Genomic DNA, 23,367 nt, shown 5'->3' on the forward strand with positions numbered 1-23,367 from the left:
CTTCCGGCCGGCGGCCCTGGCGCCGGCGGCCCGGCAATCCGGGACGGCGTGTTGTCTGCGCTTTTGCGCCGGTCGGGCGGAGAGTTCATCGCGACGGCCGAAAATGAAAACTTTTATGGCAATGTTTCCCAGGGCGGCCGGACCGCAATCCGAAAAGCGCCGGCGGCGGCCCTTGGACAGCACAAAGCTCCCTGAAAAATTGTTGCATGTTTTGGCGGAACGCTTTAAGCAATCCGCGCGCCGTGTTTTCCCGGCGGTTTTTCTTTTTACCGTTTCGGCATCGTGTTTTCCGGCGCCGGCCGGCGCGGCCGACTGGCATGTAGCCGATGCCCCGCTGCGCTGCGAACTGACCCTTGCGGACCATCCCACCCATTCCAGCGCGGGCTATTTCCTCTGCCTGCCGGACGGTGGAATTCTGCCGGGACCCGCGCCGGTTTCGCGGGTCGTAACCGAGCGCGGCCGCGCGGTTGAAAGTTACCTGCTCTGGCACAATCCCAAAAGTTTCGCCGGCCTGGTGTTTGCCGATCCCGGCGCCAAGGATGAGCGCGTGTTTATGTATTTCACGGGTAAAAAAGATTACCGGCTCTGGCAGCCGTCCGCCGGCCTGACGCCCAGTTCCATTTTGATAACCGAACCCGGCAAAAGCAAACTGGCCGATGCCCAGGCGCTCGGCGCGTTTGGACGCGTCGGGCAGAACGTGCGATTCTGGAACGCCATCGGGCCGTCGCGCGCGCCGCTGAGCATCGGGGGGGATTTATCGGGCCGGCCGCGGCCCGGAGTCTTTTATCTGCTGGCTTATCTCTCCACATGGGATCCGGGACGCACCTGGGTTGCCCCGTTCACCCTCAGCGGCGAAACCGAGGTGCGCGTCAACGGTGAAACCATTGTGCCGCGCCAGCGCATTGACAAATGGGGCGGAACGGGGCAATGGGTGGATATCAAGGACGGTTCCCAGCGGCTGGAGGTGTTTCAGACCGCGCCCGGAGCGGGAGATTATTTCACAAAACAGACGGGCGGATTGATGTTTCTCACGTGGCGCACGCCCAATGCCGACGCCCAGGAACTGGGCGGCATCCGCTCGGACAATGTTCCCATGGCGGGCACACCGCGGATGGAGACGCGCGTCCTGCGCGGGAATGAAATTGTCCGTTCCGGCGGGGCGGTCGTGGCGGCGGTTCGGTCGCGGGACGGCGGGCCCGTCGCCTTTATCAGCGCGGCCCCGGCCAACGTCTTCTGGTTTGACAAGGAAACGCCGTTGCTGTTGTATAAGCTGGACGCCGTGTGCGCCGGAAACTCTCCGGACACGCGTTACACCTGGCTCTTTGAGGACGGCGCGCAAACGGAAGGCGCGAACATTCTCTGGTTGCTGCCTGGTTTGCGAGAACACAAAATAACGCTTTCCGCCGCGGCGGGCGCCAGGAAATCAAAAACGGCGCTTCCCGTCTATGCCTTTGCCCATGCCGCCACCAGCCTGAACAATCCCGAGCACCGCCAGGCCTACAGGCAGGCGATTACGCAAATGCTCCGCGCCTATGAAAAAACGCCGGAGAAAATCGCCCAATGGGACGCCGCTTACTGGAACAATCTTCTGAGAAGCCTGGAATTCGGCAGCGGCTATGCCCTCCTGCGCGAACTCTTCAGCAATTACGCCGAGGGCATGCGCGCGCGGCTGTCCGGGGAACAGGTCGTTGCCTTGCAGGAGCTGTTTCTGGACGCCGCGGCCGGCTCCGACCAGCGCGCCGCGCTGGAATGGGTTCAAAAGTTTCATGATGAAACAACGGACGATACCCGCCGGAAACAGCTCGTCATACGCCAGGCCGAAATATATGCGTATTATCGGAACGACCTGAAAACCGCGCGGAAACTGCTTGCCCCGCTGGCGCAGAGCTCCGATGCCATCGGCCAGCTGGCCCAGGTGCGCCTGGGCGACATTGCCTTCCTCGGCGGGGACATAAACCTTGCAACCCGCCGCTACGCCAATATTCAGAACCTCGCGCGCCATAAACGCGCCATGTTTGCGGGCGTCTACGACGCCCTCGCCAAGGGCGTCGCCGATAAGCCCAGGGAGACGCGTTCCGGCGGTTCCATGGCCGACAAGCTGCGCGCCGGACTGGTAAAAATCACCGATGCCGTGCAACAGCAACGGCAGAAATCCGAACCTGCCGCGCGGGCGGGCGGGGGTGAAACCAACGCCCCGCCTCCTCCTTCCGCGAGAGGCAAGATCGGCGCGCTGCTGGATGCCTCGGCATCCGAAAACGTCCGGCGGCTGACAGAAGACGGCTACCTGCTTGAAGCGCGCCAGGCTCTCAACGCGTGGGAAATGGAACTTCCGCTGAGCAAAATCAGCGGCGATTACATCCTGCTGGAATCGCGTTTTTACCGCCAGGCGGGCGACCCGCGGCGCGCCTACGGCATGCTGCGCGCTTACTGCGACCAGGTGGACGCCTCCAGTTACCTGCCGGAGGCCGCGAAGGTTTTGCTTGAATGCATGGTGGACCTGAAAATGCCGCCCGGAGAAATCCGCGCCTACGGCAGGAAATTATGCGACCGGCTTGAATTTCATCCGGCGGCGCGGGAGCTTAAATTCATGATGGAATACGGCGAATGAAAAAACATGTTCTGTTGATAATCGGCCTCCTGTGCGTCTGCGGTTGGAATCCATCCGTCCCTGCGCAAGGGGAAAAAAAAGGCGGCCGCGACCGTCTTTACACCGTCCCCGATGCGAACGCGGGGGGCGGCATAAGCGGCCGCATTGAACTGCCGGCGCGCGCGCCGGAAAATGTGCTGGCAATCCCCCCGGATGATCCGGCAAAGGTTTATCAAGCCAGGCTCGGTCCCGACCGTTCCTTCAGCTTCACCGGTTTGCCCATGGGTCGCTACGACCTGCTGGTTATTTACGACGATGCCTTTTATGAAGGACTCCGGCTGCACCGGGGCGCAAACGACTTGACCGCCGCGGACGTGAAAAACATCCATGAAATCATCCGGAAATCCGAGCCGTTTTTCAGCCACAAGATCATTCACCGCCTGGAAGGTTCCAGCGGGCGGGGGCAAAACGCCCGCGCTATCTGCACTTTTTACAGAGATACCCCGGCGGAAACATACATGTTTGAGGTTAGAACGGGATACCGCCGCACTTTCAAGCTGGTCATGTTGGCCAATGTCGGACCGGGCTGGCAGATCGCGCGCGCGCGCGACCTGCATCCGGTCTGGACCGAGCCGGAGAAACAATCCGTCCGGCACCGCTACCATGAGGAGCTTTCCAACATCAGGGTGACGGATTCCGTGCGGGACCTCGGCGGCTTGAAGCTGACGGGCAAATGACGGCCGAAAGCAAACCGGCCCGGAACATCGGCAAGGACCGGACGCCCGGCCGGTTCCGGATCGGGCAAAGAAAGTTCTGGCAAGCGGCGCGGTTTGTGATATACATTAATTTTAATTAAGTTCATGTCGCTTTGGATACAATTAAATTGATCCGGAGTTAATGCCATGGCAAAGATAAGCATCCATATTGAGGGGGAACCCGTCCGGGAAATGGAATTAAACGGCGGCGAACTGATTGTCGGCCGGCGCGGCGACTGCCGTCTTGTGCTTGAAGACGAACTTGCTTCCGGCCACCATGCCCGCATCAGCCGCGAGGACGCGGAATGGGTGCTGACCGACCTCAATAGCACCAACGGGACGCTGCTGAACGATAAACCCCTGACGACCGCCGCGCTGAAGGACGGCGATGTTATTGCCATCGGCAAGGTAAAAATTATTTTCAGCGGGGACGGCGGGGCGGAATCCCCGGCCGGAGAGCCGGTTTCGGCCGGCGCGGGGAGCCGCGCCGGACAGAAGACCGCAGCCAGCGAGGCGGACCTTGATCTGGTGAAACAAATGAGCCGCAATACCGAGGCCATCCGGCGCGAGGTGGCGAAGGTTATCGTGGGGCAGCGCGAAGTCCTTGACCAGGTCCTGATGTGCATGATAGCCGGCGGACACGCCCTCCTGATCGGACTGCCCGGCATGGCCAAAACCACCATGGTCAGCACCATCGCCAAGGTTTTGGACATGCATTTCAAGCGCATCCAGTTCACGCCCGACCTGATGCCGACCGATATCACCGGCACGGACATCCTGGATACCAACAGGGAAACGAACGAAAAGGAGTTCCGTTTTGTGCGCGGCCCGATTTTCTGCAACCTTCTCCTGGCCGATGAAATCAACCGCACGCCGCCGAAGACCCAGGCCGCCCTGCTTGAAGCCATGCAGGAAAAGCGGGTAACGGTGGGCAACACGACTTATGGCCTGGACGCCCCCTTCTTCGTGCTGGCGACGCAAAACCCCATTGAACAGGAAGGCACCTACCCCCTGCCGGAGGCGCAGATGGACCGGTTCATGTTCAACATCTGGGTGGACTATCCCCATGAGCACGAAGAGGAGCGGGTGGTCGCCAACACGACCGTTTCCGCGGTTGAACAACCGGGCAAGGTGCTTAGCAAGGAACAGGTGATTCAACTGCAGGAAGCGGTGCGGAAAATCCCGGTTTCGGAACACGTCATCAAATACGCCATTCATCTCGTCCGCGCCAGCCGGCCGCGCAATGAGGTGGTCCCGCCCTTCGTCAAGGAGTACGTGCAAATCGGCGCCGGGCCGCGCGCCGGCCAGTACCTGATCCTTGCGGCCAAGGCCAAGGCCGTGCTGGAAGGAAGGATTCACGTCAGCTGCAATGACATCAGGAGCGCGGCCATTCCCGTCATGCGCCACCGCATTTTCACCAACTTTGCCGCCGATTCGGAAGGCCTGACCTCCATTGACATCATCAACAAACTGCTTGAAGCCGTTGAAGAGCCCGGCGAAAAAGATTATTCCTGATGGATTTGATTCTCAAAATTATTGCGCTTGTCTTTGCGGTGGTTATCCATGAAGTTGCGCACGGCTACGCGGCTTATTTGCTTGGCGATCCGACCGCCAAGCGCGCGCGCCGGCTGACCCTGAATCCGCTCGCCCACCTTGACCTGTTCGGCTCCATCATCCTCCCGCTGCTCCTGGTGTTTGCCCGGAGCCCGGTTTTGCTCGGCTGGGCCAAGCCGGTGCCTTTCAACCCGGCTTACTTCCGGGACCCGCGCCGGGGGATCATGATCGTGGGCGCGGCCGGGCCGCTGACCAATTTTCTGGCCGCCCTGGCCAGCGCGGCGCTGCTGCGTCTGATCGGTCCGGCCATGCCCCTGCTGGCTTATTTCCTCGTCTTCTTCTGCGCCACGAACCTGATTCTGGGCCTTTTCAATCTTATCCCCATTCCGCCCCTGGACGGCTCCAGGATAGCGCTGGGATTGCTGTCGCACGAACAGGCAAACCGCTATCTGCGCCTGGAACCATTCGGTTTCATCATAATTTTCGCCCTGCTCTGGCTGGGCGTCCTGGACCACGTCATTTTCCCCATCTTCCATTTCCTGCTCGGCTGGCTGCTTGGATCCGGATAACAACCGGAAAAACCCGGGCTGAAAATCAGGACTGCGTGATTTTTCCGAATTCCCTGGCGGCGGAAAAATAGGCTTTGATGTTTTCCAGGGGAGTGCCGTCGCGGATACTGTCGCTTGTGCCCAGAATAAATCCGCCGCCCGGTGCTCCCAGCCGGATTGTTTCCGCCACCGCTTCGCGGATTTTGGCTGGCGTTCCCAGCCGCATAACGTGCACGGTTTCTATATAGCCTTTGAAACAAAGTCGTTTTCCCCATTTTTCCTTGGCTTCTTTCAGGACAAAATCACCGACCGGCGGCGGGGTGCAGGTTTCCACGATATCCGCGCCGATTTCAGCCAGATACGGCAGAATTTTCATCATTTTGCCGTCGTCATAATAAAAATAAAGCGCGTTGAAAGAATGGGCCAGATCGCACATTGCTTTAACCTTGGGATAAAACAGTTCCCGCCAGGCTTCCGGCGACCAGCCCGTGGAAAGCGACATGTTGTATCCGCTGTCAAAAATCACGTTTGCGCCGGCCTCCAGGCATTTTTTGGCAACCGCATGGTTGTATTCGTGAAAAATATCAAAGGCCGAAGTTATGAATTTGCGGTTTGCCATATAATTGATCATGGCGTTTTCAACACCCATGGCCAGCAATAACATGCCGTCGCTGCCGACGGTTGGGCGCGCCGCCGCCAGGGCCCGGCCCTTGATTTCATCAATCGTCCGGAACATGGCGCGGTAATCGCCCAGCGCGGGGTCCGGCAGGAGACATTTTATTTTTTCAAGGTCCTCCTCGGTTTTCAGCAGCCATTCCGTGTTTTCGGGGTTGGGTGCAATGCCGAAGTCGCCGCCGGCCGGCGGCACGCGCATTTCATCGGTCAATTCGCCGGCCGGAGTGATAAACCGTCTCCGGACAATTTTGAATTCTTTGTCGCGGCGAACGCTTTTTTCAAACTTTACATTTTTCAGTTTTGCGCATCCATCGTTTATTTCCGGCCAGCCGATGTAAGAAGGCAGACCGGGGCCGATATCAAACACCGGGTCAAAATCAAATTCTTCTGCGGCCCGCAGGTATGTTTGCCAGCCGCATTTGCCGTAATATTCCAGGAACCAGGCCCATATTCGCGGAGCCACCGGCACATAGTCGATCTCTTGATGTTTAACCGCCGCCAGAATTCTCTCTTTTGAACTCATTTTTGAACGCATGGGGTCCTCCAATAATATTTTTTTTAAGACGAAATAATTTTTAGAACTCTAAATTTGATTTAGCGGATGTCAGATTTTTTATCTGTAAGCGTTGCGATGACACAATTATCATCAAACCGGCCCGTCCGATAGAGCGCGTTGCGATTGGGCATGGCCGCATCCGGCAATATTTCGGTCCGGCCGCCGCGGCCGGTCGCAATTTCGTACCGCGCTCCGCGATAAACAAGGCTGATCCGGCCGCTCTTCTTATCCAGGCGCGCGGCTTCCATGCCGTCCGTTTGAATCAAAGGAACCAGGATATAGGGTTTTATTGACACGGGATCCAGAGCCACCCCGTATTGGATGCCGGTCGCCGAAATTTGATAATGTTCAACTATTCTTGAGCATCCCCCCAGATCGCCGAAATATTCCACCTCAAAAGCGACTTCCCGTTCATCAGCGTGAAGCAACCGCATTTTGACGTCTTTAATTTCCCGGTCAAAATCGGCCAATCGCCTTTCCGTGCCTGCGGCGTCGCGCCAGGCCGGACCAAACGCCAGGTTCTTCACCGTTTCTCTGGCAAACGATTTGATATCCGCCTCGCAGGAACGGCTGCCGGCGAATGTTTTTAACAGCGGATTTGCGTTCTTATAATCGTCTTTTGTATGGGTTATATAATTGCAATCCCTTGTAAGACTGCCGGAGAGCGCCGTTTCCGGCCAAACGCCGATTTTTTGGATTCGTCCCAAGCCGGTTGAGTCGTAATGATGATCAGCTTTTGTGTCTATTTCCAGATGATAGCCGCCGCAGGATGCAAAGATCTTGTGAAAAGCCGGCCACAAATCAAAGGCATATCCGCCGATTTCAGCCGGTGTGACTCTTTCCTCTATCGTCTCATCGGCAAGATGATAAGCGGTCCCGAACAAACTTGCCGCAAGAAGCCCGTAGACGCCGATATTTCCGTAACTATCTATGCCATGCATCAATTTCGGATGAAACCCCTGCTTGAGATGCCGGTATGGCTCCATTTTCAGCGTCCAGGCTTTTGTTGAGAGGGCCGCCCGCCGGGCCGCGCGCTTGAATGCGCCCGCCAATAATGTTTTCCCCTGGCTTTTGTAATAGCGCGCCTGGCTTTCGCACATACAGCTAAAGTGTCCTTCCGCCCAGTGATATTGATTGCTGCGTCCGCCGAATGGCGTCTGGCCGGTTACGGATTGATATAATAATGAGGTCAAACCTCCGCGCCGGCAGATTTCCCGTATTAATGCTGCCTGCCGGCCTTGATAACCGCGGCTTAACATCAAGTCCATCTGTTGTCTTACCACCAAATCGTAGGCCATGGGATCGTTCGGGTCGCGGTACATGCCGTATTCCGTAAAATCTCCCATGAGAATTTCCAGGCATTCATCCGCCATTTCCATATCGCCGCCCAAACCTGAAAGCGATTTGAGAAATTCCCCAATTGCTGCGAATACAAGAAAATTATTTTTCTGTTTGCGGACAATGCCGCCATAGCATTTGCGCGGCTGGTGTGCGCGCCAGATTTGGTTCCAGCGATCCAGCCGGTCCGGCTCAATATGATTCTTCAAGCCTTCGTAGGCATACATGAGTTCCTTGGTCCAGAATTCAGGAGAAGTCCGCGCTTCATCCAGGCGCGAAAGACAATGTTCGTAACTTCTGACGCATATCTCAATCATGTCCAGGCATCTTCCGGCCCGAATGAGCTGCCCCAGGCCGCCGACGAATCTGGCGCTGCCCGAATTGGCCTCGGCTTTCATGCAGGGGTCTATAATCATACCTTCTTCATTCTGCCATTTCGCCGCGGTCCGGATAATTTTTTCGGCCAGATCAAGGTATAATTCGCGATGAGCGCCGCTCGGGTTCGCCCGGCTCTTTTTCAGGCGATTTTCCATTCCCTGCCACAATTCCCGCAACGGATATTGTTTTTCCATCTTTTACAAGCCTTTTTCTTTTTAACTTTGAGCATAAGCATAAACGCAAAAGCCGCCCCCGCCAAGTTTTTAAGCTTGCACAAAACCGCAAAAGTTTTAAACAATTCCGTCATGGGCAACCGGCATATGCTCTTACCTCAAAGACCCAGCGCCTTCAGGCCCTGGCGCAAACTCGCGATTATTCCCGGAACTTCTGCCGGTTTTTTTGAACTGCAGCCCGGCCAGAAATGCGGCAGCGAATGTTTCCGCGATTTTGACGTCTGGATCGGCCTGGCAGGGCAGGCCGTTGCCCATCTGCTGGGGCACAAAATTGAACTACAGAAGGACCGGATGATTTTCATTCCGCCGGGCGTGACTATCTGCCTGCGTGGGAAGGCCGACCAGCGGCTGAGGATGATATACTCGCATTTTGACTGTCTTGTATCCGGCCGGCCGGTGCGGGACGCGCGTTCCGCGGTCAATGCCGCTGATCTTACCCTGGCATTGCGCGGTCTGCCCGCCGTCGCCTTGGTGGCGGATATTGATTCTGAGTCCGTCAGCCGCAAATTGACGCAGGCCAGAACATCCTATTCGGCCGACCTCGCCGAGTTGACTCTGACGCTGATATATCTGGAAATATGGCGGCGACTGCGCGAAACTTATTTAAGCCCGCGGGATACGTTGTCCGCCCGGCGTCTTGAGAAGACGGTCAATTATTTTGAAAGCCGGCTGGAAAAGGGAATTACTCTGGAAGAGGTTGCCCGGCATGTGTCGGTTTCATCCGAAACGCTGGAGCGGCTGTTCCGCGTTCACTATAGGACAACTCCCATGCATTATTTATCGCGCCTGCGCCTGCTCAAGGCGCGCGATTTACTCTATTCCGGCCGATATCAGATAAGCGAGGCGGCTTACGCGGCCGGATTCAAATCTCCGCAATATTTCAGCCGCGTTTTTAAGCGCGTTTACGGAATGGCTCCGGTTGATTTCGTTAAACAACGAACTGATTTCAAGCGCGGCGAAGGTAAATAAACTCTTCCCGCCCATACCCCCGGCCGGCTCATTGCCGTCGCGGATACTGCCGCGGGTCAGGAATGGTAGCCGTCCGGATGGTTTTTATGCCAGGCCCATGAGCTGGAAATTATGTCATGGGGAGAGCTGTGTTCTGGCCGCCAGCCCAGGACGGACTCGGCTTTGGCGGCGTCGGCCACGAGGCGCGCGGGGTCGCCGGGCCGGCGCGGCAGTATTTTGGCCGGGATATTCTGGCCGGTGATTTCACGCGCTTTCTCCAGGATTTCCAGCACGGAGCATCCTTTTCCGGTCCCCAGGTTGAAAACGCCGGTTTGATCCGGCGCCAGGGCCAGGATATGGGCCCGGGCCAGGTCTTCAATATGGATGTAATCGCGGATGCAGGTGCCGTCGGGGGTGTCGTAATCGTTTCCGAAGATTTTGAATTCCGGCGCGCGGCCGAGGGCGGTCTTCAGGATATTGGGGATCAAGTGCGTTTCGGGGGTGTGGTCTTCGCCGAATTTGCCGGATGCGCCGCAGGCGTTGAAATACCTCAGAAATACGGGGCGCAGGCCGCTGATTTTTTCCAGCCAAATCAGGATTTTTTCGCACATCAGTTTTGATTCGCCGTAAGGGTTGGTGGGGTTCTGCGGAGTGTCTTCCGTGATCGGCATCGCCTCCGGCTGGCCGTAAGTGGCGCAGGTGGAGGAAAAGACTATTTTTTTTACCCCGTTTTTGAGCATGGCTTCCGCAAGATTGATCATGCCCTTGACGTTGTTGGCGAAATATTTTTCGGGGTGGGCCATTGATTCGCCGACCAGCGCGTAAGCCGCAAAATGCACGACCGCTTCCGGCGCCGCGCGGCGGAAAGCTTCTGCAACTGCGGCTGATTCGCGCAAATCTCCCGCAACCAGAGCGGCGCGCGCGTCCACGGCCGCGCGGTGTCCCCGCTCAAAATTGTCAAAAATTGTCACTTCGTGGCCGGCATCAAGGAGCATGGCCGCGGTAACACTGCCGATATATCCGGCGCCGCCTGTAACCAGAACTTTCATCACCGCGGCAATATAATGGAAAGAGGCTTGATTGGCCAGTTTTTTTTGTCTTTTCGCCATTGACCCGCCGCCCGCTTTTCATTAGATTGTTCCGGCAGGACATATCCGCCATGATGTTTATTTCAAAATTCAACAAACTGATCCGCAACAAAATCCTCTGGGGCGGGTTTGCCGGCATTGTCGTGCTTTCTTTCGTGGTCTGGGGGACGCAGACCGGCGGATCGGGGGCGGAGGAAGAAACGGTCGGCAAGCTTTACGGCAAGCAGGTGCCGCCGGCCCAGTTTCGCAAGGCATATTTCAACACCTACCTTTCCATGTCCCTGATGCTTGGCCGTCCGTTGCAAATTACGGACAAACTCAACGACTTGATGCGGAAACTGGCCTGGCGGCGGATGGTTGTGCTCCGCGCCGCGGATGAGCTGGGTCTGGCCGCGCCCGCCGATGAGGTTGCCGGAACAATAGCGCAACAGCCTTTTTTCAACGACAACGGCCGGTTCAGCCCGGAAAAGTATCAGGCTTTCGCGCAGACTTTCCTGGCCAGGCTCGGCGCGAGCCAGGCCCAGTTTGAGGGGCAGGTGCGCGAGGAACTGCTGATTAACAAGGCCCGGATGCTTCTGGCGCAGACCGTGTGGGTGGCGCCGCTTGAAATCGCCCAGGCCTTTTCGCAGGTTTATGATATTTTCCAGGTCAGTTATGCCGTTATCAACGCCGATGATCTGCGCCACAGGATAAAAATCAGCGATGCGGACGCCCGGGAATATTTTGCCGCCCGCCGGGAAGAATTCAAACTGCCGGAAATGGCGCGCGTAAAATACGCGGAGTTTTCTTTCAGCCGGTTTGTTGATGAAAAAAGCCTGACCGAGGAAACCCTGCGGGGATATTATGATGAAAACATTGAAAAATTTTCGGTAAAGACCACCAACGGCTGGTCGGATCCCGTCCCGTTTGCCGAGGCGGAAGGCCAAATCCGCGCCCTCCTGGCGCAGGAAAACGCCGTGGAAACCGCCGGCGACAAGGCGCTTGATTTTGAAGTGGCGCTCGCTCCGGACCGCGCCGGCAACGCCCCGTCCTTTGAGGAGGCGGCCAAAGCGGCGGGGGTTACAGTCCGTACCTCAACTTTCTTTTCAGCGGAAAGCGTTGTGCCCGGTCTGGAGGCGGGGATTGACTTCAACCAGGCGGCCTTCAATCTCCGGCCCACCCCGGACGAGTATTTCAGCCACCCGATCAAGGGTTCCAACGCTTATTACATAGTTGCCTTTGACCAGAGGTCCGACCCCAGGATACCCGAGTACCGGGAGGTCAAGGAGGCGGTGTTTCAGGCGGCCCTGGAGGAAGCGGCGCGGAACATGCTCAACGAGACGGCGCGTTACCTTCGCGACGCGGCCGGGCAGGCGCTGAAAGAAGGCAAAACATTCACCGCCGCGCTCGCGCCTTTCGGCGCGGAAGTGATAAGACCCGAGCCTTTCTCCGCCCGGTCGGGGTTCCCGGTTGACGATGATGACGAAGACCTGGCCTATGCCCTGACAAAAAACATATTGCCGCTCAGCGCCGGGGAGCTTTCGGAAGTTATTCCGTTGACGAACGGCGCGGCCATTGTTTATGTGGAATCGCGCCGGCCGGAAAGCCACGCCGTTTTTCAGTCCATCCGCAACGATTTGGGCCTGTTCATCCAGCGCCGGAGGGTTGAAACCGCCTTTTACGAGTGGCAGGAATACCTCCTGAAAGAGGCCGGATTTGAGGATTATGCCGCGCGAAAACGCACGGAATCTCCGCCGGAAGACGAGCAGGAGCCGGACGAAGACGATGTGGCGCCTTGAGGAACGGATAAAATGGAGACGGCTGCCGAATGAAAATCGTCGCCACCCGCCAAATCCGCGAGCTTGACCGCCTTGCGATCAACCGATTCAATATTCCCGGTCGTACGCTTATGGAGCGGGCCGGCCGGGGTGTGGCCCAGGCCGTGATGCGCCTCTGCGGCGAACACTGTCTTGCGCGAAACGTTCTGCTCGCGGCCGGGAAAGGCAATAACGGCGGCGATGTTTTTGTCGCCGCCAGGCGACTCAAGGAGCGCGGCTTTGATGTCCAGGTGCTGCTGGCCGGCGAAAGATCGCAACTGCGCGGCGATGCGCTTTGCCACTTTAAAAAAATGCTCAGGCGCGGCGTCGCCATCCGGGAAATAAAAACCGAAGCCGAATGGCGGAAGTTCGCCGCCGCCGGCCCGCACGGCGAATTGACCGGATATCCGGTTGCCGTTGACGGCATTCTCGGCACGGGACTGGAAGGGAAAGCCCGCGGAATAGCGGCCGGGGCTATTCGTTTTATAAACACGCTCGCGGAAAAAAGCCTGGTGGTTGCCGTTGATATTCCCTCCGGCCTCAATTCGGACACGGGCCGGGCGGAAGGAGAAGTTGTCCGCGCCGACCTGACTGTTACCATGGGCCTGCCGAAGCGGGGCCTGGCGGAACCCGCCGCGCTGGAATATGTCGGCCGGTTGGAAACACTTGACATTGGTTTTCCGCCCGCTTTGACCGGGAAAATCAAGGCGGAGATGGAATTGATAACGGCATCCGATCTGGCGCCGCTGTTCCGCCGCCGGGCGCGCCAGGCGCACAAGGGCAGTTACGGTCATCTTCTGATCATGGGCGGGGCCGCAGGTTACAGCGGCGCCATAACGCTGGCGGCCTTGGCCGCGGTCCGTTCGGGAGCGGGATTGGTTACGGCGGTGGTCCCGGAGCGGCTCGCGCCCCTGGTAGCCGTTAATGTCCCCGAGGCAATGGTATATGGCGCGCCGGAAACCGGCTGCGGGTCGCTGGATTCAGCCTGCTGGACAAAATGGAAAAAACAACTTAATGGATTCAGCGCCGTCCTTGCCGGGCCTGGCATGACGCGCCACGCGGCCACCGCCCGCCTGGTGAAGCTGATACTGCGCGACAGCAAAATACCGGCGGCATTGGATGCCGACGCCCTCAACGTTTTCGCGGGCCGGGCGGCGCTGCTCGCGAAAAGGAAATGTCCGCTGGTCATTACGCCCCATCCCGGTGAAATGGCGCGCCTGCTGGGCGTCAACGCCGCCCGTGTCCAGGCAAACCGTCTTGAGATCGTCCGGAAGGCGGCGTTGGCAACGCAGGCCGCGGTTGTTTTGAAAGGCGCGGGCACTCTGGTGGCGGCGCGCGGAGAAACAACGCAAATCAACCTGACCGGCAATCCCGGCATGGCCTGCGGCGGCATGGGAGATGTGCTGGCGGGCTTGCTGGGGGGACTGCTGGCCCAGCGGATGAAACCGTTTGACGCAGCGCGGGCCGCGGTTTTTCTTCATGGCCGCGCCGGCGACGCGGCGGCGGCGAAAACAACCGAGCGTGCGCTTATCGCCCGGGACCTGATCGCATGCCTGCCCCGGGCGTTCCGGGAAATCGGCGGACGTTAGTCGCCGGATATTGCGCAATCCGGGATAAAAACGCTCAGAAACCGGGGCATACTTTTAATCAGGCACGCCATGGTCTTAAACCGTTCCATTTAAACATGATACACTTTTGCGTGGAAGTTTAAATAAGACCGGCAGATCGCCAGCCGGGAAAGTTTTGGATGGCGGCACTGCCGCCTTAGGGGGCTGGCCGGGCAACCTTTCCCCCGCCGGCGGCGAGCAAACCGGAGAGCATAATCCAGCGGTCAATTCCCAGCGTTTCCGGCCGCGCGCGCGGGTCAATCTCCGCTTTCTGGAAAATCTTCAGCAGTTCCGTACCCGCGCGGCGGAATTGCGGGGGAGCGTTGGCCAGAATCTTCTGCAGTTGTTTCCGCCTTTGCCCGAAAGCGTGTTTTGTCAGGCCGAAGAAAAAATCGCGGTGGATAATTTCCCCGGCCGGCCGGGGGCGCTCTTTCATGCGGAGAATAGCCGACTGCACTTCCGGTTTCGGGAAAAAGCAATTCGGGCTGATCAGCCTGCAGATTTCGGTTTCATAGTGCAATTGCCCCCAGATGCTTAACAGGCCGTAATCATCCGTATCGGGGCGGGCCGCCAGCCTTCTGGCAACCTCGGTCTGAAGTGTTACCACGATTGTTCCGGGACGGGAATCGCCCTTGAATATTCCGGCCAGCGCGGCCGAGCCAATGGAATAGGGCAGGTTGGCGACCAGTTTGTTGATTCCGGCGGCCCAGAATTGCGCAAGGTTTAACTGCATGACGTCCGCGACAATAAGTTCCACATTGGCAAAAGGCTGAAGCCTCTCCTGCAGAAAATCGGCCAGACGGTAATCCTTTTCCACCGCCGCAACCCGCCGGGCGGTTCCGGCGAGAGCTTCCGTAAGCGTGCCCAATCCCGCGCCGATTTCCAGTACCGCGTCGCCGGCGGATAAATCCGCTGTTTTCAGGATGATGCCGAGAATATTGGCGTCTATCAGGAAATTCTGTCCCAGGGATTTTGAGGGATTGACCTGTAATAAATCAAGAGCCCGGGCGACGTCAGCCGGGCTCGTCAGCTTGAGACTGCGGATAAGTTCGCGCATATGGTTTTTCCGACGGCGTAGAATTTTAACGCAAGCAAAATAAATCCGCACCGTTGATTATCTTTTCCATGGATTAGGGCGTTGCGCAAGCCTCACGGCCAGCTTGATTGCCGCAATCATGCTGGTGGGGGAAGCTTTTTTCCGGCCGGCGATGTCAAAGGCCGTGCCGTGATCGGGCGAAGTGCGCACAAAGGGCAGGCCGAGCGTCAGGTTGACCCCCCGCTCAAATGCGATCATTTTAAGCGGACCGAGGCCCTGGTCATGGTACATGGCCACAATTGCCCCGAATTTATTTCGCATAGCCTGGTAAAAAATCGCGTCGGCCGGCACCGGACCTTCCGCGGCCATGCCCCGGCGCCGCAATTGCCTGATGGCGGGCGCTATCATTGTGCGCTCTTCGTTTCCCAGTAATCCGTTCTCGCCGGCATGGGGATTCAACGCGCAAATACCGATGTTTTTCGGCCGCAGATTCAACCATTTTACGCCGAGGACCGCCATGTCAGCCGTCTCAATTATGTTGCGGCGGGTGAGCGCCCCGGGCACTGCGGCAAGCGGCAGGTGCGTGGTAACAAGCACAACCCGCAGTGGTCCGCCGATAAGCATCATGGCCGTCCTTCTGCACCCCGCCAGATGCGCCAGGTATTCGGTATGCCCCGGAAAAGGACATCCGGCCGCCTGAATACTGCGTTTGCAGATGGGGCCCGTTGTCATTCCGCTAAAAGTACGGTCAAGGCATCCGGCCGCCGCGGCGCGAATCCATAAAAGCGAGAAAAAACCCTCTGACTTTCCGGTTTTGCCGGCCCGCCATTCCGTTTGCTTCGCGCCCGCGCCCGGCGGAAGGGGAATTGCGTCCGGCGGCGGGTCCCAGATGGAAATCATGTTTTTCCCGGTTTCCTTGATGTCTTGACACACAGCGGGCCGGGGAAGGCGGAGCCGGCGGGCGTATTTCAGCCAGACCTGTTTCTTGCCGATGAGGATAAAACGGATAGAACCGGGCCATTTTGAATGGCAAACGGCTTTTAACGCCGTTTCCGGCCCGATCCCGCCCGGGTCTCCCATGGTAACCGCAATTTTAATCAATCCGGTCAATGCTCTTCGCCTGTTTTAATGCTTGCAATCAGCTGTCAAAGAAAATAACCTTTAAAAAAAATATTTCAAGCAGAGATGCCGCCGGAGGCGGATGGACCGGCCTTATCCAAAGGAAAACCGCGGCCCGGCCCCCTGATTTTTTTTCCCGCGATGAATAACAATTTTACAGACAGGATTGAAATTATCCAGGGTGACATTGCCGGGCAGAAGACGGAAGCAATCGTGAATGCCGCCAATACTTCCCTTTTGGGCGGCGGCGGCGTTGACGGCGCCATTCACCGCGCCGCCGGTCCAGAATTGCTGGAAGAGTGCCGGAAATTGAACGGCTGTGAAACGGGCGGCGCCAAAGTCACCAAGGGATATAATCTTCCGGCAAAGTGGGTGATTCATACTGTGGGTCCGGTCTGGCACGGCGGCAATAAAAACGAGCAGGAATTACTGGCGAACTGCTACCGGAATAGTCTTTCCCTGGCAAAAAAGAATGGTATCAAAACGATAGCCTTCCCTGCCATCAGCACCGGCGTGTATCATTATCCCAAAGATCAAGCCTGTAGAGTTGCGCTCAGGGAAACCATGAGATTTCTTGAGACTGACACTACCATGAAAAAAATCATTTTCGTATGTTTTTCAAAAGGTGATTTGAATGATTATGCTATCGGGTTTGCAGAGGTTCTGCGAAAGTAGCATTGACCAAGACGTTGTAGGTGACAGATTTATGATATGGAACCTCTTTTTTCAAGACATAGGCATCCGCTTTACCGGTGTCCTAGATAACGCCATATCTGGTCTTCTTGTGTCCGCTGTGTGGGCAGGACTTCTGTATTTATACTTCACGGTGAAGGACCTGATTTAAGAGCTTTTCTTTGCATAGAGGCTAATTTTTTAAGCGATGGTTCTGCGGGTAATTCTTCTGGGAATTTACCGGTTTCGTTATGAACAGTATTTCGAACAACCTTTGACATTCTTTTATGTTCATCTTCTAACGCATACTGCCCCTTGATATTCTTGTTTTTGATAGATTCACGCGTAAGATGAGACTTGAATTCATGGGCCGACAATTCTAGACTTCCAATGCAATCCAGCAACTCATCAGTGCGAGAAATTCCTTTCCGTGCCTTAACATCATCCAATTTCATTCTATAAAATCCAACATGTCCGGCATGATGAAATAAAGCATAGTTTTGTACGCCAGCTACTTTAGCCGTCGAAGTTAAATCTTTATTGGCAATTTTTACACGATCTCTGAGTTTGAAACGGCTTTCTTTTGCTGTTAGTAAGAAACTGTCAGACATTTCTTGTCGTCGCGTTTGAATGGCAAAATATGTTTGGGCAAAATCAACCTCTTTCTTTGATGTATCGCTATTCATAGCCACTAAATAACAGGCATATCTGGTAAGAAACCAATCTTCCACTATTCTCCTTCCTCCTTTTCCGATTTCCATCATTTTCGTTGTCCGGCGAAAATGATGGATTGCATCTTGTCCACTCCCTTCACATGCCTTTATTGCTTTTTCAATAACTCCCGGAAAAGGTTCCCATGTTGAGTATCCTAAATCTTTATATAAATCGCGAGCCATCCAATATTGAATACCACGACTGGAAACCTTCATTATGGCGTCAAATGGCGAAATTACAGGGGATTGTTGCTGCATTATAGCTCCTTTTTGTCCTTTCTATGTTTATTGGTGTTATCGAATGATAAAAGAAAAGCATAAGTAGCAATAAAAGTCAATGTTTTTTATTTCATATTTTCCTTGATTTCTTTCTTTGTTTGTTGCACATTTTAGGCATTGAAAGGAGATTTTATGAATACTCGTGCTGAAATAGAGAAGCGCATAGAGAAAAAACAAGTGGAAATAAGGAGTTTTGAAACCAGTATTGGAGAAGCAAAAGCCTATATTCAGGCTCTTCAAGATACCTTGAAATTATTGCCAAAAGATGCAGATTTGAGGTTGTCAACCTCTCGTTCGCTACGCAAAGGAAGCGAAATGGAAAAAGTTAGGCTGTTTTTATTGAAGATTGGAAAACCTCAATATATCGAGGACATACTAAAAGGGATTGGAAAGGAAATAACAAAAGAGAATAGGAACGCAATCGCTGGTTCTTTAAGTGCATATACAAGGCGTAATGAGATATTTACAAGACCAGAACCTGGAACATTTGGCTTGATTGAATTCGAGGCCAAAGAGCCGCCGCCTGATTTTGGCGAACAACCAGATATAACACAAGAAAGGCGGTGATCAAAATGAGTAAAAATCAACATATTGTTCCTGTTGGTAGCCAGTGGGGTATCCGTGGAGAAGGTAATTCCCGGCTCACTGGTTTGTTCGATAAGCAGTCTGATGCAATTGGCACTGGACGCGAAATCGCGCAAAATCAACATGGAATAATCCTTTTGAGCCGCAACTTTACCTGTTAAATCACCTATTACCATTACCTATTATGTATTACATAATACCCCCACCGATACCCTTGCGTAGGCGTACTACACTCAAGCTGAATTACCTACTTTATTACCCATATAATTGGATATTACCTACTTCTTTTTCCAGCGAGCATTGCGCCCCATACCCAGGCACTCGACACGGCCATCGGCCTTAAGGCCTTTAAGAATGCGTCGAATCATATCCACGCTCACACCCGGACATGCGTTCTGAATATCGCTTATCGCAAATAGACAGGGAGACTGCTCGATGGCTCTGAGAATCGCGGCCGTTTTCTCGCCTTTGGGCACGCCGAGCTCTCCTGCGCGTTGTTCGAATTCATCATAGGCTTTCCTGATGATGAACAACAAATACCCGACATAGGGCCAAGGATCGTGTTTGCCGTCATGCCAGCCTTGCGAGCTTTGCTGAAGCGTTTCGTAATACCGTTCCTTATTCTCCTCAATCAATCGCTCAAGACTGATGTATCGGCCTACCTCAATGCCAAGGTGATAGGCGGTCAACAGCAGAAGAAGTCTTGAAACACGCCCGTTCCCGTCGCGAAACGGGTGGATACACAGGAAGTCGAGGTTGAACGCCGCCATGACGATCAGCGGGGATATGTCATGGTCACGACTCTGATCACGCCACAGAGAGATCAATTTGCGGGTAAAGTCGGGAGTCTCCACGGGGGCAACGCTTCGGAAGCGAATGCGCTCTCCGCCTCCCGGGAATTTCTCAATGATATCAACCGGCTTGTCCTTGTATTGACCCGCGTCCCATACATTGCCGCGAGAGAGTTTATGGAGCTTAAGGATTGTTTCTTCGGATATCGGCAAAGCATATCCGCTCGTATGAATCAAGTTAAGCGCATCGCGGTAGCCGGCAACTTCCTCTTCGTCGCGGTTCTTCAGGGTCGGGTGGCCAAACACCACGGTGCCGACGCGGGACCGGTCAATTTCCACGCCTTCAATGCGATTCGAGGATATAGCGCTCTGCGCGATGGCATGCTCCTTGAGCGCTTTCAGGCGCTGGGGCGATTGCCGTGCAAAAAGCTCCTGGAGTCCCTGTGCTTTGCCAATGTCCGACAAATACCACGACACGGACATGGGGATTTGGAGACGGCGGTCCTGAATGAGTTCAAGGGTCTTCATTTTATCACCAGCCATGTCGCCAGCTTAAAATCATCAACATCCGATACCTGCTGTTTCTTGTCCGGGATGACAAAATCACGGCCCGATTGAATTCCCGCCGCGGTCCGTTTTTGGAATGTATGAACGATTGAATGAACGGCTTTTTTGAGAAGTTCATTATATTTGGACATATCCGCGCCGTTTTTTGTTTCAGAATCAAATAATTCGCACAATGTTTTTATAGGCTCGGTCTCACCACGGCATAAAGCCTGATACATGGTAAGCGCCTGCTTGGCGTGCACAAAGGTGAAGCGGACTTCCCCATCATTGCGCACATAGAGGAGGTAGTATGGATTTAGCGGGTTAACGCTCTTTTGTTTTCCTTCTTCCAAAACAATATCATGTTTCAGGCAAAAGATTACTCCCGGGCGGATGATATCCTGCATGGACTTGTTAAAGAGATCACAGTTTTTTGTTTCATTCAAAGGGGGTACCACGGCATATAGCCCCATTGGCGCATTTTTCAGGTTTTCTCTGTTTGCCTGGAGGTAGTTCATTAATTCAACCCGGAAATCATCAAGTGTGAACTCGCTCAATGAAACCGCATCATCCATCTCTTCCAGATCAAGCACTTCATCCTTGAGCCTCAGCAACTGCCGTTGCCGATAGCGCAGATCATCACGCAGGAGGTCTTTAATTTGATCGGTGTTGAGCAGGTCGTCCTCGCCCGTGGCGGCCAGGTCAACGAGCGCCATGCGCGCTTCAACCCGGTCTTTGAGGTTAATGTACTTGTTTAAATCCTGGGTGGGCCAGAAATTGACAAGCTGGATTTGTTTATTGGATGAGCCGATCCGGTCAATCCGGCCGAAGCGCTGGATGATTCGCACCGGGTTCCAGTGAATATCATAGTTGATGAGATAATCGCAGTCTTGCAGGTTCTGGCCTTCTGAAATGCAGTCCGAGGCAATCAGGATGTCTATCTCGCCTTCTTGCGGCATGCTGCTCATCTTTGCCCTGGATTTTGAACGGGGAGAGAAGTTGGTCAATATGGCATTGAAATCGGTCTGGGCGCGGAATTCCCTGGGCTTGAAAGTGGTCTTATTGTCTCCACTGCCGGTTACGAGGGCGATATGGAGGCCGAGTTCCCGGCTTACCCAGTCTTCTAACGCCTTATAAAGATACATTGCCGTATCTGAAAATGCAGTGAATACGAGAATCTTTTTATTCCCGGGATTGACCGGAGACTGAATCTTCCGGCGGATGAGACGCTTAAGTTCCTGGAGCTTCTGGTCGCGGTCCACGTCAACGGCGGCGGCCGCTTCGTGGATTTTGATAAGCTGTTTCTTGTCAGCCTGGAGGTCTTTCAGCCAACGCTTGATATCAAGGTGTTCGAGCTTGTAGGTCAGTTTCTTGCCGACCATGAGGCGTTCTTTCAAGTCTTCAAGCTCATCGTCATCCTCCGTTTCAAACAACTCCGGATTCACGTATTCGTGCCGGTTCCGATCAAAGTGGTTTATTTTTTCTTCCAGATCGCTGATTTTTTTAATGGTGCGCTCAATCGTGATTTCAAAGGATTCAATGGAACTTTCCAGCCGTTTCAGAAAATTCACGCGCATCATGCCGATCAGGTAATATTCGCGTGTCTTCTGATCGTTGAAGAGCTGTATTTGTTCCCCTTCCCTGGCATATTGCGCCACATATTCAGGAAGAACATAGGCGGAGGGATTAAACACGGAGAGCTTGTATTGTGATATTTGCTCATTGAGTTCGTCATAAGTTGGAAAGAATCTTTTCGTGTCAATATCCGGGGCAAGCGATATGGGTTTCAGCCTTTCCGGAAATTTTCCGATCTTATTGATATCATAATAGCCTTCAATATGCTTTCTGGACCGGGCAATCGTCAACTCGTCCAGTAAAGTAAAAAACGCGGAATCCAGAGACTCCAACAACCGGACAACTTTTCTGTCAGCGTTTTTTTTGGGATCGGCCCAGCGGGTGAAATGCGTCTGGGCGGTCTGCATGGTCTGGGCAATACTGAAAATCTTCAGTTTTTCCTCAAAGACGCGATCATCACCGGCGGTGATGAGATAAATCTGGTTTCTAAGGTCCCTCAAATTGGTGTTCACGGGCGTGGCCGAGAGTAAAAGCACCCTGGTCTTTACTCCGGATTGGATAATTTCCTTCATTAACCGTTCATATCTACTGCGGCTGTGCCGGCCGTCGTCCTTTTGTTTCCCGCCGGCGTTGTTTCTGAAATTGTGCGATTCATCAATGACCACGAGGTCATAGTTGCCCCAGCTATGGGTTGCGAGATCAACATCGCCTGATTTTCCGCTCTCCCGGCTGAGATCGGTATGCGAGAGGACCGTGTATGCAAACCGGTCGGCCTTCAAAGGATTTCTCTCGTCATTCTCCCGGCACACCGTCCAGTTATCGCGTAGTTTCTTGGGACATAAAACAAGGACGCGGGCATTCAACAGTTCAAAATATTTGATGACGGCAAGCGCCTCAAATGTTTTTCCCAGCCCCACGCTGTCGGCAAGAACACAGCCATTATGTTTCAAAATCTTGTTAATGGCGCCCTTGACGCCGTCGCGCTGGAAGTCAAAGAGCATATCCCATATCTGGGTCTCGTAGAAACCCGTTTTCTCGTTAAGCAAGCCGCCACGCTCTGATTCTGAAAGATACTTTTCAAAGATATGATAAAGCGTCTTAAAGTAGACAAACTCAGGCGCTTGATTTTGGTACAGTTCAGAGAGATAAGCCAGGACTTGGGGCTTTACGTTGTTCACGAGGCGTTTATCGTTCCAGACCTCGTCAAACCAGTTTTTTAAATCGTCGCGATCCCGGTTGTCATTGACTTCCAGATTTAATTCAATGTTGTTGCCGGAGACGCCAAGTCCCAAACCCCGCACTGTGAAGTTCGAGCTTCCGATGATTGCCTGTGAAACGCCCTTGTTGTTGATGTAATACATTTTACCATGGAGGAAACCGGACTTGGTGATGGACTTGATCTCGGTCTTATTCTTCAACCATTCGGCACAATCGCGGGCAACATGTTTTTGCTCAAGATGATTGCTTAAGGCAAGCGCGTCGTTCTCAATGCGAAATGCCTTTGTCTCTGTTTTGTCAGGGTCAACGGACTTAATGAACTGTGGCTCGCCAAACAAGAAGCGAAGGTGGCTGATATCGTTTAGTTGAGATTTTAACGCCTCGTAGGCATAGATCGTGAAATAAGCGGAAACAAACGACAGGTCAGCGTCCGGTTTTATCCTGTCCCCCAGGAACTGCCCCATAGCGCCCCGTTTATGGTTGTCCCAAATGCCTGAAATTGTTTGCTTAATCATCCATCAACCTTTATTTATGATCAGACGCATTGTTTTACTTTTGACGCAACAATCCGCCATTTTATACCGCTTCATTCATAGCACATTAACAAAGAAAAACAAACGGAAAACACCAAGAAGCGGGAGAAGAACAGGGCTGTGTTACCCGTGGTGGTAACACAGGCTGAATCAAGAAGATAGAAAATAAAACTGGACAATCCGGAATCTGTCTGCTATTGCTTTCCGGCATGAATACAAACACTTGGAAGCAGTATG

General features: G+C 54.4%; 18 protein-coding genes and 1 pseudogene. 11 read left to right on the forward strand and 8 right to left on the reverse strand.

Going from position 1 to position 23,367, the window contains the following annotated elements; translation table 11 throughout:
- The first annotated feature begins 172 nt into the window (after positions 1-172).
- The 5 genes and pseudogenes from PHP98_04755 (at position 173) to PHP98_04775 (ending at position 5,465) form a co-directional block, all read left to right on the forward strand.
- Entirely contained in the window at positions 173-2,608 is a 2,436-nt protein-coding gene (locus tag PHP98_04755; protein MDD5482943.1) for a hypothetical protein, read from the forward strand.
- Complete coding sequence (locus PHP98_04760) at positions 2,605-3,324, forward strand: hypothetical protein (protein ID MDD5482944.1); 720 nt, start codon at positions 2,605-2,607, stop codon at positions 3,322-3,324. The genes PHP98_04755 and PHP98_04760 overlap by 4 nt, the downstream gene beginning before the upstream one ends.
- A 210-nt stretch (positions 3,325-3,534) precedes the next feature.
- Positions 3,535-3,756, forward strand: a pseudogene (locus tag PHP98_04765) (FHA domain-containing protein).
- A 123-nt stretch (positions 3,757-3,879) separates the two neighbouring features.
- Entirely contained in the window at positions 3,880-4,857 is a 978-nt protein-coding gene (locus PHP98_04770) for a MoxR family ATPase (GenBank protein ID MDD5482945.1), read from the forward strand.
- Positions 4,857-5,465, forward strand: a complete 609-nt coding sequence (locus tag PHP98_04775; GenBank protein ID MDD5482946.1) for a site-2 protease family protein — start codon at positions 4,857-4,859, stop codon at positions 5,463-5,465. The genes PHP98_04770 and PHP98_04775 overlap by 1 nt, the downstream gene beginning before the upstream one ends.
- Before the next feature lie 25 nt (positions 5,466-5,490).
- On the opposite strand, the gene PHP98_04780 is transcribed toward PHP98_04775, so the two are convergent.
- Entirely contained in the window at positions 5,491-6,654 is a 1,164-nt protein-coding gene (locus PHP98_04780; GenBank protein ID MDD5482947.1) for a uroporphyrinogen decarboxylase family protein, read from the reverse strand.
- 59 nt (positions 6,655-6,713) lie between these two features.
- Positions 6,714-8,585 (reverse strand): hypothetical protein, encoded by a 1,872-nt coding sequence (locus PHP98_04785; GenBank protein ID MDD5482948.1) that lies wholly within the window; start codon positions 8,583-8,585, stop codon positions 6,714-6,716.
- A gap of 27 nt (positions 8,586-8,612) precedes the next feature.
- Here PHP98_04785 and PHP98_04790 point away from each other — a divergent pair, with 27 nt between their 5' ends.
- Entirely contained in the window at positions 8,613-9,593 is a 981-nt protein-coding gene (locus tag PHP98_04790) for a helix-turn-helix domain-containing protein (protein MDD5482949.1), read from the forward strand.
- Between the two features lie 56 nt (positions 9,594-9,649).
- Here the strand turns inward: PHP98_04790 and galE are convergent, their stop codons facing one another.
- Positions 9,650-10,621 (reverse strand): UDP-glucose 4-epimerase GalE, encoded by a 972-nt coding sequence (gene galE / locus PHP98_04795; GenBank protein ID MDD5482950.1) that lies wholly within the window; start codon positions 10,619-10,621, stop codon positions 9,650-9,652.
- A 110-nt stretch (positions 10,622-10,731) separates the two neighbouring features.
- On the opposite strand from galE, the gene PHP98_04800 reads away from it, so the two are divergent.
- Both PHP98_04800 and PHP98_04805 read left to right on the forward strand, forming a co-directional pair.
- Positions 10,732-12,438 carry a SurA N-terminal domain-containing protein gene (locus PHP98_04800; protein ID MDD5482951.1) on the forward strand — a complete coding sequence of 569 codons (1,707 nt, stop codon included), beginning with the start codon at positions 10,732-10,734 and terminating at the stop codon, positions 12,436-12,438.
- Between the two features lie 29 nt (positions 12,439-12,467).
- The gene (locus PHP98_04805; protein ID MDD5482952.1) at positions 12,468-14,045 is read left to right on the forward strand and encodes an NAD(P)H-hydrate dehydratase; all 1,578 of its coding nucleotides are present in this window, start codon (positions 12,468-12,470) and stop codon (positions 14,043-14,045) included.
- 175 nt (positions 14,046-14,220) lie between these two features.
- Here the strand turns inward: PHP98_04805 and rsmA are convergent, their stop codons facing one another.
- Both rsmA and pdxA read right to left on the reverse strand, forming a co-directional pair.
- Complete coding sequence (gene rsmA / locus PHP98_04810) at positions 14,221-15,120, reverse strand: 16S rRNA (adenine(1518)-N(6)/adenine(1519)-N(6))-dimethyltransferase RsmA (GenBank protein ID MDD5482953.1); 900 nt, start codon at positions 15,118-15,120, stop codon at positions 14,221-14,223.
- 57 nt (positions 15,121-15,177) lie between these two features.
- The gene (pdxA, locus tag PHP98_04815; GenBank protein ID MDD5482954.1) at positions 15,178-16,209 is read right to left on the reverse strand and encodes a 4-hydroxythreonine-4-phosphate dehydrogenase PdxA; all 1,032 of its coding nucleotides are present in this window, start codon (positions 16,207-16,209) and stop codon (positions 15,178-15,180) included.
- Positions 16,210-16,359: 150 nt separating this feature from the next.
- On the opposite strand from pdxA, the gene PHP98_04820 reads away from it, so the two are divergent.
- Positions 16,360-16,893, forward strand: a complete 534-nt coding sequence (locus PHP98_04820) for an O-acetyl-ADP-ribose deacetylase (GenBank protein MDD5482955.1) — start codon at positions 16,360-16,362, stop codon at positions 16,891-16,893.
- Positions 16,894-17,039: 146 nt separating this feature from the next.
- Here the strand turns inward: PHP98_04820 and dinD are convergent, their stop codons facing one another.
- Positions 17,040-17,861, reverse strand: coding sequence for a DNA damage-inducible protein D (dinD, locus tag PHP98_04825; GenBank protein MDD5482956.1), 822 nt, complete (start codon positions 17,859-17,861; stop codon positions 17,040-17,042).
- 153 nt (positions 17,862-18,014) lie between these two features.
- Here dinD and PHP98_04830 point away from each other — a divergent pair, with 153 nt between their 5' ends.
- The gene (locus tag PHP98_04830; protein ID MDD5482957.1) at positions 18,015-18,449 is read left to right on the forward strand and encodes a hypothetical protein; all 435 of its coding nucleotides are present in this window, start codon (positions 18,015-18,017) and stop codon (positions 18,447-18,449) included.
- Between the two features lie 5 nt (positions 18,450-18,454).
- Positions 18,455-18,628 (forward strand): DUF2188 domain-containing protein, encoded by a 174-nt coding sequence (locus tag PHP98_04835; protein MDD5482958.1) that lies wholly within the window; start codon positions 18,455-18,457, stop codon positions 18,626-18,628.
- 117 nt (positions 18,629-18,745) lie between these two features.
- Here the strand turns inward: PHP98_04835 and PHP98_04840 are convergent, their stop codons facing one another.
- The gene (locus PHP98_04840; protein MDD5482959.1) at positions 18,746-19,801 is read right to left on the reverse strand and encodes a Fic family protein; all 1,056 of its coding nucleotides are present in this window, start codon (positions 19,799-19,801) and stop codon (positions 18,746-18,748) included.
- Complete coding sequence (locus PHP98_04845; protein MDD5482960.1) at positions 19,783-23,112, reverse strand: helicase-related protein; 3,330 nt, start codon at positions 23,110-23,112, stop codon at positions 19,783-19,785. The genes PHP98_04840 and PHP98_04845 overlap by 19 nt, the downstream gene beginning before the upstream one ends.
- Positions 23,113-23,367: the final 255 nt, after the last annotated feature.

This window comes from Kiritimatiellia bacterium, assembly GCA_028715905.1.
Classification (GTDB): domain Bacteria; phylum Verrucomicrobiota; class Kiritimatiellia; order JAAZAB01; family JAAZAB01; genus JAQUQV01.